The sequence below is a fragment of the Hymenobacter sediminicola genome, from assembly GCF_014250515.1.
Taxonomy (GTDB): domain Bacteria; phylum Bacteroidota; class Bacteroidia; order Cytophagales; family Hymenobacteraceae; genus Hymenobacter; species Hymenobacter sediminicola.
This window is the reverse complement of the sequence record NZ_CP060202.1, coordinates 275,187-288,338: the sequence shown is the minus strand read 5'-3', so window position 1 is coordinate 288,338 and position 13,152 is coordinate 275,187. Positions and strand designations below refer to the sequence as shown.

General features: G+C 60.1%; 4 protein-coding genes. 1 reads left to right on the top strand and 3 read right to left on the bottom strand.

Features of this window, described 5'->3' with window-relative positions:
* Window positions 1-860: 860 nt before the first annotated feature.
* Window positions 861-1,904, bottom strand: coding sequence for a hypothetical protein (locus H4317_RS19505; RefSeq protein ID WP_432805911.1), 1,044 nt, complete (start codon window positions 1,902-1,904; stop codon window positions 861-863).
* Between the two features lie 327 nt (window positions 1,905-2,231).
* On the opposite strand from H4317_RS19505, the gene H4317_RS19500 reads away from it, so the two are divergent.
* Window positions 2,232-3,347 carry a T9SS type A sorting domain-containing protein gene (locus tag H4317_RS19500; protein WP_432805910.1) on the top strand — a complete coding sequence of 372 codons (1,116 nt, stop codon included), beginning with the start codon at window positions 2,232-2,234 and terminating at the stop codon, window positions 3,345-3,347.
* 153 nt (window positions 3,348-3,500) lie between these two features.
* On the opposite strand, the gene H4317_RS01200 is transcribed toward H4317_RS19500, so the two are convergent.
* Window positions 3,501-4,493, bottom strand: coding sequence for an NAD(P)/FAD-dependent oxidoreductase (locus tag H4317_RS01200; RefSeq protein WP_185888381.1), 993 nt, complete (start codon window positions 4,491-4,493; stop codon window positions 3,501-3,503).
* 160 nt (window positions 4,494-4,653) lie between these two features.
* Window positions 4,654-12,888, bottom strand: a complete 8,235-nt coding sequence (locus H4317_RS01195; RefSeq protein WP_185888380.1) for a beta strand repeat-containing protein — start codon at window positions 12,886-12,888, stop codon at window positions 4,654-4,656.
* Window positions 12,889-13,152 lie beyond the last annotated feature (264 nt).

The window sequence follows — 13,152 nt, the reverse complement described above, 5'->3', positions numbered from 1 at the left end:
GCGGCGCGACAGGCGTGGTGTACGGCATCTACCTTCGTTCCCAGACCAACGCGCAGGTTTCCAACACCGAAATAAGCACGCTCAACGGGGCCAGCGCGGTGTATGGTATCTACTCGACGGGCACCAGCAACACGGCCGACATTCTCGACAACCGGGTACATGCTCTGGTAGGCACCGGCAGTACCTCGGCGGCGCAGGCCATTTTCGTGAACAGCGGCGTGCTGCACCGCGTGGGCCGCAACCGCACCTATGACATTCTCTCGAGTGGGGCCAACGGCTTTGCTTCGGGCATGGACATTAACGGCGGCACCACTAACTACATTTTCAACAATTTCGTGTACGATGTGAAGGCGCCGGGCAGCACGGCGGGCACCTCGGTACGGGCCCTGAGCTTCCGGGGCGGCACCAACAACTACTGCTACCACAACACGGTAGTGCTGACCTACGCCGCCACAGTGGCGAGCAACAAAAGCGGCGCTTTCTACATCTCGGGCACGCCACCGGTAGACCTGCGCAACAACATCTTCGTGAACCTCGTGACCGGGCTGCCGGCTGGCGGCGGCGGGGTAGCGGCGGCTTTCTTCAAAAGCACGGCTGTAGTCACCAATCTGGCTGCTACTTCCGGCAACAACCTGTATTACGCCGGCCCACCATCGGCTGAGAAACCGATATTCTATGGCGTAGCTACCACGCCCGCCGTCGACCAGACGCTGGCGCAGTACAAGCTGCGGGCCGCTCCGGCCGAGCAAGGCTCCGTTACGGAAAACGTACCGTTCGTGAATCCTGCTACTGACCCACACATCCAGCCCGGCGCTACTACGCAGGTGGAAGGCGGCGGCAGCTCACTGGCAGCCTCGTCCCTACCCGTCCCGACGGACATCGACGGCGACGCCCGCACCATTGCCCGCCCCGACCTGGGTGCCGATGAAGGCACCTTCGTGGCCGTGGATATTAGTGGCCCCACCATTGCGTATCAGCCACTGGGCAATAGCGCCACCACCGGCAACCGCGCCCTGGGCAACGTAGCCATCCAGGACCCATCGGGTGTGGACGTTTCGGCGGCTACCGGCCCACGTCTTTATTATAAGAAGAGCACCGATGCCAACGTCTTCACGGCCCCGAACGATGCCACCGGCAACGGCTGGAAATGGGTGAATGCGGGCCCAAGTGCGCCTCCCGGCCCCGGCTACAGCTTTACGATTGAGGTGAACAAGCTCCGCTCGGCCCCCGTCATCGGCGACACGATTCAGTATTTCGTGACGGCGCAGGACCTGAGCGTGCCGGCCAACGTGAGTGCCTCGCCCGGCGCGGGCTTTGCAGCTACCTCGGTGGCCAGTATCAGCAGCGCGCCCACTCGGCCGAACTTCTACAAGATCCTGGGCCTGCTGAGCGGCGTGAAGACCGTCGGCACTGATCCTACCGCCGACTACCCCACGCTGACGGCCGCTGTAGCGGCTCTGAACAACGCACAACTCGGCGGGGCCCTGACGTTGCGCCTGCTCGATGCCATCTACCCCAACGAAACTTACCCCATCACCATCAACCCCAACCCGGGTTCCAGTGGGGTCAATACCGTCACCATCCTCTCGTGGCGGGCCGGGCTGTCGGCCACCTCGTTTACAGCGCCGGCCACCACCACTACACCGCTGCTCATCGTGGATGCCAGCTACGTGACGATTACGGGGGAAGATGCGGGCAGTTCCAGCAGCCGGTGGCTTTCCTTCACCAACAATGGTATGGCGGCCAGCAGCGGTGTGCTGTTCGTGTCGGGCAGCAACGTGCTGCTGAGCCACTTGAACCTGAAAGCAGCCAGCCCAACTACGGCGTATGGCGTGGCGTTCAACGGCACGGCCAGCAGCCGAATCCGGCGTTCGGCCATCAGCCGGACGGCCACGGCCATTCAGGCCCAGGGCAACAGCACTATTTTCATTGCGAACAACAACCTCATCGGCTCCACGGTAGCGGCCGACAAAGTGGGTGCCAGCGGCATAGTGGTGCTAGCTACCACCGGCTTTGAGCTGTTCAACAACACCATTGCCGGCATCACGCGGGCCAGCGGCGGCTCTACCGCCGGTATTGTGGTGGGCACCACCAGCAGCAACGGCATCGTTGCGGCCAACAGCATTTCCGACATCACCCAGACCGGTACCGCGACGCTCGACACCTACGGGGCCTATGGCATCCGGCTGGCAGCAACAGGCACGGCGGCCAATATCACGGTACTGAACAACATGATTTCGGGCATTCAGAGCAACGGGGATGAAAGCTTCACGTTCACGCCGCATGGTATTTATGCAGCGTCGGGTGGAGGCTACGAGCTCTATTACAACACCATCTGGATGACCGGCAACCTGCCCAACGGCGCTACTCCCATTACGGCGGCCGTAGCCCTGAACACGGGCGTAACGGGTGTAAAAATGCTCAACAACATCCTCGCCAACGAGCAAACGACCACCGCCACTGCCGGCAAGACCTACGCCCTCTACTCGGCTTCTGCGGCCTCGCCCTTCAGCGTCATCGACAACAACGCCTACTCGGCAGTGGGGCCAAACAGCACGCTGGCGTACGTGAATGGCGCCGCCCGCCCTACACTGACGGCCCTGCGCACGGCTACCGGCCAAGACCAAGCCAGTGTGGCTACGCGTGTGTATCTGGCAAGCAACATACCGGGCTCCATCAACCCGGTGTTTAACCGCAGCTGCGACTTGAACGGCCGGGCCCGACCGATTCCGAACTTCCCGGTTGATTTCATGGGCTCTACCCGAAACGCTACCACGCCGGACATTGGAGCGCTGGAATTCACGCCCACGGCCCTGCCCGCCCCCACCGCCGCCAACCAAGTCATCGACTTCGGCCAGGTGGTACCACCACTTACGGCTACGGCCAGCACTGGCAGCGCGGGCACGCGGGTGTGGTACGGCAATGCCGCCCTCACGCAGCGCCTATTCGCCGGAGACTCGTATGCCACGGGCCGCACGGCCGTGGGAGTCTACACCTATTATGTGGTTGATTCGGTGAATACCTGCGTGAGCAGCGCCACTACCGTCACGCTCACTATCCGGCAGCCGCAGTCTACGGTGGCCGCTCTGCGCGACCTGAGCCTGAGCCTCTTCCCCAACCCGGCCTCGGCCACCCGCCCGCTAACGCTGGAAATTACCGGTCCGGCCCGTGTGCTGGAGGTAGAGGTGCTGGATGCCTTGGGCCGCCCGGTGCATCACCAGCAGGCGCGCCACAGCCTCGGTACCTCACGCACGGAGCTTTCCACGAGCAACCTGGCACCTGGCATCTATCTGCTCCGCCTCAGCACTGAGGGCCAGACCACCAGCCGCCGCGTGGTAGTGGAATAGCTCGTTTTCGCACAAGCGAAAACGGGCTACCTGCTATAATAGGCCGGTTTTAAAACAGATAAGCCCTTACTACAATGTGTGTAGTAAGGGCTTATCTGTGTTCATGCGGGTTGCGCTTCAGCTCCGTAGCCGGCTCAACAATTCCCAGCCTCTCTATTTGGGGCACTCCTCGCGGGTGAGTTGCTCGTTGATGCAAATAGCAGCTTGGCTGCCTTTGGCGGCGGCCAGCAACGCCTGTTGGGTGCCGGGCGTGTTGTCGCCGGCAGCGTAGAGGCCGGGCAGCGTCGTCTGGGCATTCTTATCGACCCACACGCTGCCTTTCTTAGTGAACCGGCAGCCCAGTTGCTCCGCCAGTTGGGCGCGCTGATGCTGGTGGGCATGAATGAAGACAGCTGTTCGGGGCAGCTTTTCGCCGTTCTGGAACACGATGTGCCGCAACTCGCCCCGACCGGTTCCGGCCAGCTGCCGAATTTCCTCCTCTCGCACCTGAATGCCCTGCCGACGCAAACGACGACGGGCATTGTCAGTGAGGCCACCGGGTCCATCGGTACATACCACCACATCTTTGCTCCAGCGGCTGACCAGCAGCGCCAGGCCGGTGACGGTTTTGCCGCGGCCGTACACGGCCAGAGGCTGGTCGCGCACTTCCCAGCCGTGGCAGTACGGGCAATGTAGCACGCCAGTACCCCAAAATTCGCGCATGCCTTCCACTACCGGCAACTCATCTTCTACGCCGGTAGCCAGCAATATTTTGCGGGCCGTGCAGGTGCTATTCCGGCCGGTTTCGCCTTCCAGCGTCAACTCAAATCCTACCGCCATTGGCGCAACAGCCAGCACGCGCGCCGGTCGGAGTTCAACGGTAGTGTAGGGCTGCAACTGTTCACGGCCCAAGCGCAGCAAGTCGGCAGGCTTGGCGCCGTCGCGGGTGAGGAAGCCGTGTACACCCGGCGAAGAAACGTTGCGCGGGGCTCCTCCGTCGCAGACCAGCACTCGGCGCAGGCTACGGCCCAGCACCAAGGCCGCGCTAAGCCCGGCACTGCCCGCGCCTATAATCACCACATCAAAATCGAGCAGCGGAGTGGCCGGGGGCCGATGACGGCGGGGACGGGCAGCAGCGGACGGGGGCAGAATAGCGGAATCAGACATAGGGCAATAGGTAGCAGACGAAGGAAAACAGCCTACATATACCGAATGATGGGCACATAGGTTAAGTTGGCCTGCTTTGCAGCTGCTCTTACACCTGGAGCCACAAAAAAGCCCTGCCGGATACCGGCAGGGCTTTTCACATGTTGCGTCTGGAAGGGGGTTATTCCTTGATCAGGCGCACGTTCAGATTCAGGTTGTTGCCGCGTACCAGCACGATGTAGGTGCCGCTGGGCAGGCTCTGGACATCCAGCGCCTTATTCACGCCGCCCTGTACTTGGTAAGTGCCCATGCTCCGGCCAGTGGCATCGAGCAAGGTAGCCTGGTAAGCGCCGGTTGGCAGCGTAGACAGGTCCAGTGTAGCAGTGCGGTCTTGGCTGGTAGCCGGGTTCGGGAACACACTCAGCTTCACTTCGGTGGCCGTGCGAGCCGAGAAGCTCACCGTGCGAACCGGGCTGTAGACTGCCGTGCCATCCGTATCTACCTGCTGCAGGCGGTAGTATATCAGGCCCTGGTGCTTGCTGCCGACGTTGGCATCGGTGAAGGCATAGGTAGTAGTCTGCGAGGTAGTACCCTGGCCGCGCACCTGCGTGATACGCTCGAACGTGCGGCCATCGAAGCTGCGCTCCACATCGAAGTGGTCGTTGTCTTTTTCTGAAGCCGTGCTCCAGGCCAGTTTGGCGTCGTAGTTCTGGGCCGTTACGTCGAAGGCTTTCAGCTCTACGGGCAGCGGACGAGTACCGATGCTGAAGCCTATGGTCTGCGTGTTGGTACCACCATTCACGTCCACCGTCGTCAACGAAATGGTGTACGAGCCAGACGTCCGTAGTTTCGTGCGGTCTACCACGTAGATCTGGCCGGTCGTTGTGTTCAGGCCCAGGCCCAGGCTCGCCAGCAGTGCAGTACCAGCGGCGTCCGTCGAAACGTTGTTGCCGGTAGTAGGCAGGCCATTGCTGGCACCACTTTCCAGAATGCCCGTTGTGGCGTTATACACAACACCAGCGCTGGTGTAGCGGGCCCCATTAGTGTCCGTCACATACGCAATAACATCGTTGTTCTGGTAGGGGTTTGCGCCTCCTTTCAGCGGCGTGCTGGTGTATACCGAAGTCACATCTTGCCCTACCGCAATAGTGTAGGTAGCTGTGTTGGAAGTGGCTGCAATGGAAGTACCAGTAGCAGTAGTAGCATTATCGGTAGCCGTGTACGTGAAGAAGGCGTTGCCGATAAAGCCAGCTGCCGGGTCGAAGCGTAGCGTGCTGATCTGAGCCGTAGAGAGGCTGGCTACCTGGCTGAGGGCCGTTACTTTGGTGGTACCCAGGTACAGGTCGCCGGACGTGGCGACTGGCAGCGACGTAATGGCGTAGGTCAGCGTCTGAGTGGCATCCGCATCGGTAGCTGCCAGCGGCGAGATGAGCAACGAACCAGCCGTGTTAGCCTCCGGTGTCTGCAGCGAGTTCACCACATTGTACGCTACCGGAGTACGGTTGATGGCCGTTGCAACCGCAGCTGTGTTGTTACCGGTTACGTCGCCAGTGGCGCTGGCCGGCGTCAGGGTGGCCGTCACGGTGTAGTTGGCGGCGGGAGCCGTGAAGGTCACGTAATTCGTGATTTCGCCAGCGAGGCCTGCTACCTGGTTGCTGATGGCTGGGAAGGTGATGAGCGTGGTGCCGTTGGCAACGGCTACCGGGCCAGTAGCTCCCGAGTAAGTGATGTTGGTAGCACCACTCGGAATAGTCACCGCCTGGGTCGAAGAAGCCAGCGAGACACCGTTATTCAGCGTCATGACGGCATAGGAAACCGTAGCACCGGGCTGCACCGAAACCGGGCCGCTGATGCTGGTTGCCGGGTCGGCGGTAGCCGTTACGTTAATCGTTGTCGACTGTACGTTGTTGTCCGGCACGATATCCGACGTAGCTGATGCCACGACCGACGTAGCCGTTACTGCACCGTTCCGCGGCGCATTGAAGGTCACTTTATACTTGTTGGCAGGCAGGGAAGCACCGCCGGCCAGCGTACCTACGCTGTTCCAGGTCACCAGACCCGTTGTGTTGTCGTAGCTGCCGCCCGTGCCACCAGCTACCGTTACGGTACCAAAAGCACTCAGCCCAGCAGGCAAGGCAATGCTCGGGGTTACGGTGCTGGCCGTAGCCGAACCAGCTACGTTCGAGAAGTTAGCCGTTACGGTTACCGAAGCACCAGGGGCTACCGACGTAGCCGAAGCCGTGATGGTAGTCGCCAGGTTGGCCGTGGTAGCAGCAGTAGTGCCCGTAGGCGTAGTCCCGGTTGTAGCCACCGAGGCCACGTTGTTGTCCAGGTTAGTTTCTGCCGTAGTCGAGCTTACGCGGGCTACGCCGCTGAGCTGGCTGGCGTCGGGCATTACCACCGTTACAGAGTTAGAGTAGCTACCGCCATTGGCCAGTACGCTCACCGACGTGAAGCTCACCAGACCAGTGGCGTTATCGTAGCTACCACCGCCCGTTACCGTTACGGTACCGCCGACAGTCAGGCCGGCCGGCAGCTGCAGCGTAGTAGCTACACCGGTGGCCACCGACGGGCCGTTGTTGGTAGAAGTTACCACGTAGGTTACGGGGCTACCCGCAGGGGCCGAAGCCGGACCGCTCACGGCCACCTGCACATCAACAGCGGCTTGTACCGTCGTCGTTACAGCAGCCGAGTTGTTGGTCAGAACCGTTTCCGGAGTGCTGCTGCTTACGTTGGCCGTGGCTACGTAGCTGGTGGCACCTGCCGGCACGGTGTAGGAAATGGAGTTGGTCTGCGTGAAGCCTTTGGCCAGCGCATTCGGGAAGCTAATAGTTACAATACCGGTAGCGGCATCATACGAGCCGTTCGATACGGTCACGCCGGTCAGACCGGCCGGCAGCAGCACGCGCTGCACTACGCCGGAGGCCGTGCCTTCCGCGTTGCTGGTGGTCGTGACGGTGTAGGTCACAACCTGGCCGGGAACCACCGTGGCCGGACCCGCCAGCGTAGTTGCTACGTCGGCGCGGGGCGTGATTTCCACTTTGGTCTGCGCGAGGTTGTCAGCAGGCAATACGTCGGCGGAGGTGGTGTAGGCCGTGGCCGTAGCCAGCACGAAGCCCTGCGTTGGGGCCACAAAAGTTACCGTTTGAGCTACCGGATTGGTAGCGCCCGAAGCCAGCGTCCCGATAGAGGCGAAGGTCACGAGGCCCGTCGTGTTGTTGTAGGAGCCACCGTTCGAAACCGTCACGGCACCATTAGCCGTCAGGCCGGCTGGGAGTTGCAGGGTTTCAATCACGCCAGCGGCTGAGGCAGGACCAGCGTTACCGGTTACTACAGTCAAGGTTACGGAGCCGCTTGGCGCCACAACTGAAGCCGACGAGCTGATGGTGGTATACACGTTCACGGCGCTGCTGCCTGCTACCGTTGCAACAGCGGCAGTAGAGTTGTTCAGATTAGCCGCGTTGTTGTTCGTGGTGCCGCTGGTAGGTGAGTTGATGTCACCGGCGTTGTTGCTGCTGGCACCGGCGGTTACCGTGGCCGTGAGAGCCGCGAAGTTGGCCGAAGGTGCCACAAAGCTGATGGAATTCACCACCGTCTGGCCTACTGGCAGCGCCGCAATAGCCGGGAACGTCACCACACCGTTGCCGGAGTTGTACGTACCGCCATTAGAAGCATATACTCCCGTCAGGCCCATTGGCAGCTGTACCGTCTGAATAACGTTCGGAGCCACCGACACCGAGCCGGCGGTAGTGCTTAGGTTGCTGGTCGTCACGCTGTACGTCACCTCGTTGCCGCGCACCACGCCCGTAGCCGGACCGCTGAGGGTCGTAGCCACATCATAGCGCGGGTTGATGGTTACCGTCGTGGCAGCCGTGTTGTTGGCCGTATTGGTTTCGGTGCCGCTGCCGCTGATGTTGGCCGTAGCCGTTATCGGGCCGCTGCCCGGCATAGCCGATACCGCCACACTGTAGGTCTGCGTACTGGAAGCTGCTAGCGTGCCTACTGGAATGCTTACCAGGCCGGTAGCATTGTCGTAAGTGGCCGAAGCGGCATTGGCACCGCCCGCAATGGCTACGGTAGCACCGCCTGTGGTCAGGCCAGCCGGCAGTTGCAGGGTTTCTACTACGCCGCTTACGGCCGTGCCGCTGTTGTTGGTGGCGGCTACCGTGTAAGTAAGGGCTGTGCCGCCGTTGATGGCCGTGTTGTTAGCCGGAGCCGAAATAGTCGTGGCCAGATCAATGGCGGGGTTGCGGACTTCCACCGAAATGTACGCCGTGTTCGAAACCGTGCCCGAGGTATTGTTAACCGTGTAAGGAACCGTCGCAATGCCCGTGAAACCGGCAGCCGGCGTGAACTGCACCTGCCCGCTGCTCAGAAACTGGAACGTGCCGCCCGTTACGGCTACAGCCGTGGTGTTGCCAGCGGCCAGCCCGTTTAGGGCTACCGTTGCGGGGTCGATGCTATACTGGTCGTTGCTCGTTACCGTCAGCGTAATGGCCGTGCCGGGGGTCGTACTATCAGCATCGTTGTTGGCAACGGGAGCCTGGAATACTGGAGCCGTACCCGAGAATTCCGACGTGCCGTAGTTGTTGGCCGTGTTAGTCGCCAGGGTAGCTAGAGCCGTCAGCTGCGCGTTATTGGCCGTCAGGGCCGTGCGCTGGTCTGCCGTGAGGGAGGCCAGCGGAATAGATACCGTGAAGCGGTTGGTGTTGTCCGTGCCCTGGTCGATGTCGTTAATCAGACCGGCATAGGTACTCGTGCCGGCATCCTTATCATCTACAGAACCTTCCACAAACGTGCGGAAATACGTCTGGCCTTCGCCGAAGCCGGTACCATCAGGAGCAGCTACGTACAGTTCTACCGTGACACCCGGCCGGGCAAAGCCCTGCACAATCAGGTTGCCGTTGCGGATGGTGGCGGCCGTAATAACCGGGAAGTTAATCAGGCCGTTGGCCGTCGTGGTGCCATCTACGTCGTCGGTTTCGTTCAGCGTTACGCCGTCGCCGTCGTTGTTGGTCGTGGCCGTCAGGTCAATGCCCAAGTCGCCGTTGGCGTAGAAGCTGTTTTGCGAGAAAATGTTGTTCGAACCACCTCTCGACGAAATACCATCGCCGACGTTTGCTGTGAAGGTGTTGCCGATGATGTTGTTGCTGGCAGCGCCGGTGCTCCGGATACCAATACCTGCCGTCTGGCCGTCACTGGTCGTCTGGCCGTTGCTCTTAAAGAGGTTGCCGGTGATGGTATTGCCGGTGCTGGTGCCGCCAATGAAGTCGATACCGTAACCTGCGTTGTTGATGAACTGGTTGTTGGTAATGGTGTTCGACGACGAGCCGGTTACTTCAATACCGTCCGAGTTGTTGGCCAGCGCATTCCGGGAGATGTTGCCGGTGATGGTAGCGCCGCCTACGCCATTGATGCGCAGGTTAGAACCGTTGTTGTAGAACGTGTTGTCCTGTAGCAGTGCGCTTGTGGCACCGGCCGTGATGCTGATGGCCGCCGTGGTAGAACCGCCCGTTGGGTTGGCACCCGTGAAACCCATGCTGATAACGCGGGCATTAGCGGCCGAGATACCGAAACCATTAGCGCCATTGAAGTCCACAATAACCTCAGGGCCCGTCGTCTGCTCGGATACTGGCTGGCTCTGGTTGCCGTACAGTCCAGACTGCGTCAAGCCGGTGAGCGTAGTAGCTCCGGCGTTGGCGCCCGTAATAGAAGGCAATGCCGAGGCCAGCGTGATAGTTGCTACGCCATTGGACGCAGCACCGCCGCTTACGCCGCTGCGCATACCGGCCGGCACCGTAGTGGTGCTGCCGTTGCTGATCATGAAAATAGAGGCTTCTACTCCTGCCGTCTGGCCTACCTGAGCCAGGTTGGTGTTGGACAGTGCACGGGCATTCGTGATGAACTGACGCAACGAGCCAGCACCAGAATCACGCGTGTTGGTAATTACATCAAAGTTGAACCCGAAGTCAACCGTAGTCAGGCCAGCGGTAGGCACAACCACCTGCTTGATGGACTGAGCCGTGGTGGCGGTAATACCTGTGCCAGCCGTGAGCGAGGACAGGTTGGCATCGGTGGTATTGGCTGGAGCATCCAGCAACGCGGGCTCTTCGCCGCCCACCCGGTTTACGTCGTTATATACGTACGTCTGGGTGCCCAGCAGGCCAGTGGCCGTGCTGGCTCGCACTGATGTTACGGTGGAATTCACCACCCGCACCCGGTAAGTAGCGGCCGAAGGCACGTTGAACGAGTACAGACCGGCAGCGTTGGTAGTAGTCGAAGCTACATAGTCGCCAGCAGCATCGTAGAGTTCTACGGTAGCACCTGGCCGACGAATGGCGCCGTCCGCGAAGGCGGAATTTCGGGCCGAAGTATTGGCCGTAGCGTAGTCGCGCCCGGCGCCGCCACCGTAGTTCACGTCATCGAAAATAGTGCCGCTCAGTACAATTGGGGTGACGTTCAGGGTGCGCGTTGAGGAGTTATTGCCGGTGTTCGTCTGGCCGGAAGTCGTAGTTGTGTTGGCCGTCAGCGTAATCGGGCCGGTGGCCGGCGCTACGATGCTGAAGCTGTACGAAACCGAGTTGCCTGTCGAGAAGTTACCGCCGGGATAGGTGATAGTCCAGCCATTGGTTTGGTCACCGGTTACTGTGCCGCCCGGAGCCGTCACGCCTGGTACGCCGGCAGGAATGCTTACAGTACGGGTTACGCTGTTGGCGGTGGCCGGGCCAGCGTTGGTGTACTGCACCGTGTAGTTAACGGTAGTACCCGCAGTGGCAGTAGTGCTGGCAGCTGTAGGGCTGGTAAACGCAGCCGAAATATCGGCCGTGTTGTTTACAATGTACGATACGCTGGCCTGGTCAGGGGCAGTGTTGGCACCTTGGCTGGTGCCGCCAGTGCCTACTGCAGTGGTACTGGTAGCCGTAATAGTCTGCCCGGCGCTAGTGCCAGAGTTTTTCGGTGTAACCGTGAACGTGTACGACACCGTGTTGCCAGAGGCCACGTTGGTAGCCGCTGGGAAGGTAATCACGAAATTGCTGCCTACGGTAGCAACAGAACCTGCCGAGGGTGTTACTGCCGAAACGTAAGCAGTTGGGATAGTTACCGTGCGCGTTACGCTGGCCGCTATCGACGGACCATTGTTGGTGTACGTGACGGTGTAGTTGCCAGATGGCAGAGTTGCCGTCGGAAGAGCCGCTAATGAACCCGGGCCTGTCAGTGTAGTAGTCAGGTCCGCTATCTGCGTTACGGGATAAGTAACTGTGGCCTGGTCGTTGGTCGTGCTGGTTTGGTTGGTCGTGGTGGTCGTCGTGCTGGTAACGGCAATGTTGCCGGTGCCCGGTAGCGGCCTGATCGTGAAGTTGTAGCTGGTAGAGGTAGCTGCTGCTACGCCGGTAGCCGCAGGGTAGGTTAGTGTCCAGCCAGTTGCCTGGCTGCCAGTTACCGTAGCGCCCGGAGCCGACACGGCGGAAGCCGTATTGGCTGGAACCGAAACTACCCGCGTTTGGGTCGCCAGGTTATCAGGGCCGTTGTTACCGAACGTAGCAGTGTAGTTGCCCGAAACCACGCCAGCACTAAGGGAGCCTGGCCCGGTCAGGGTGGTGTAGGCATCAGCCGAGGCGCACCAGCTAAAGTCGGCAATACCGATAATCTGCGAACCGGGGTCCGCATAAGTTGTCTGCGCGTTTTTATAGGTAATAACCACCTTCGTTACGGCCGACGGAAACAGCACCGTCACGTTGCCATCTACCGTTCCGTTGTTGTTGGTGCCGATTACCTGGTTGTTGCCATTCCAGGCATTCGTGTTGTTCGTACCCAGCGTCACATCGGCCGCAGTCAGCGTGATGGGGGTAGTAGAGGTAGCCGTAGCGTAGCCATCAAACTGCACCAAGTCAGTCCAACCGTTGTTGGTCTGGTTGCCTACCACCCTATCAATATCGTTGATAGTCAGCGCAAAACCACTAACACTGCGGTTTAGATTGAGGGTCAGAGTCGTCCGGTTGACATTCGTGTTGGTTGTGGCGAGAGTTCCGTTGCTGGAAAAGTCCTGTGTCCAATACAGCACTCGGCCATACACCACATCCTGCACAGCCAGCGCCGACGTGGCGTTGGTCGGGTTGGATGTGTAGCCAGCGGAACTGACGCTAGTCCCTTCGGTGGTCAACGTGCGGCTCACTTTCCAGTCTTCACCAATGGTGCGACCAGAAAAATCAGCCGAATTCACGTCGCTACAGGTGCGGGCCGCTACTCGGTTGGCTGTAGTGGAAGAGGTAGCCCGGGCACCAGGAAAAAACAGCACATCCTGAACTGGTGTTCGGGCTGCCGATATCCTGCTGGCGGGCTGCTGAGCTTGGGCATCTGTCTGCCGCAAGGCCAGCCCAACCAGTAGCATCACTGCAAGTTGTAAGGTTGTTCTCATAGAAAAACAAAAGTGTTTGTATCAGGAGGTGTAAGTGCGAAGTAGCGCCTTGGCAGTATGCTACCTGTCACCAAAATTAGATGGCACTGGAGGCACGTGCGGGAGGTTTTCGCCCAACACTGCTTTTTACAGGATGAACCATCATTCCCACCGCGGGAATCAAGAAAAGTCCCACTTTAAGTCGATGGCCTTAGGAGATTCATACAAAATCCGGGAGCCATACGATTTTCCTCAACCGGGTGGATTTACCACTATGAAAAAAAA

Coding starts and splice junctions, on each gene's coding strand:
- H4317_RS19500 (WP_432805910.1), top strand. CDS start 2,232: ATGATTTCGGGCATTCAGAGCAACGGGGATGAAAGCTTCACGTTCACG.
- H4317_RS01200 (WP_185888381.1), bottom strand. CDS start 4,493: ATGTCTGATTCCGCTATTCTGCCCCCGTCCGCTGCTGCCCGTCCCCGC.
- H4317_RS01195 (WP_185888380.1), bottom strand. CDS start 12,888: ATGAGAACAACCTTACAACTTGCAGTGATGCTACTGGTTGGGCTGGCC.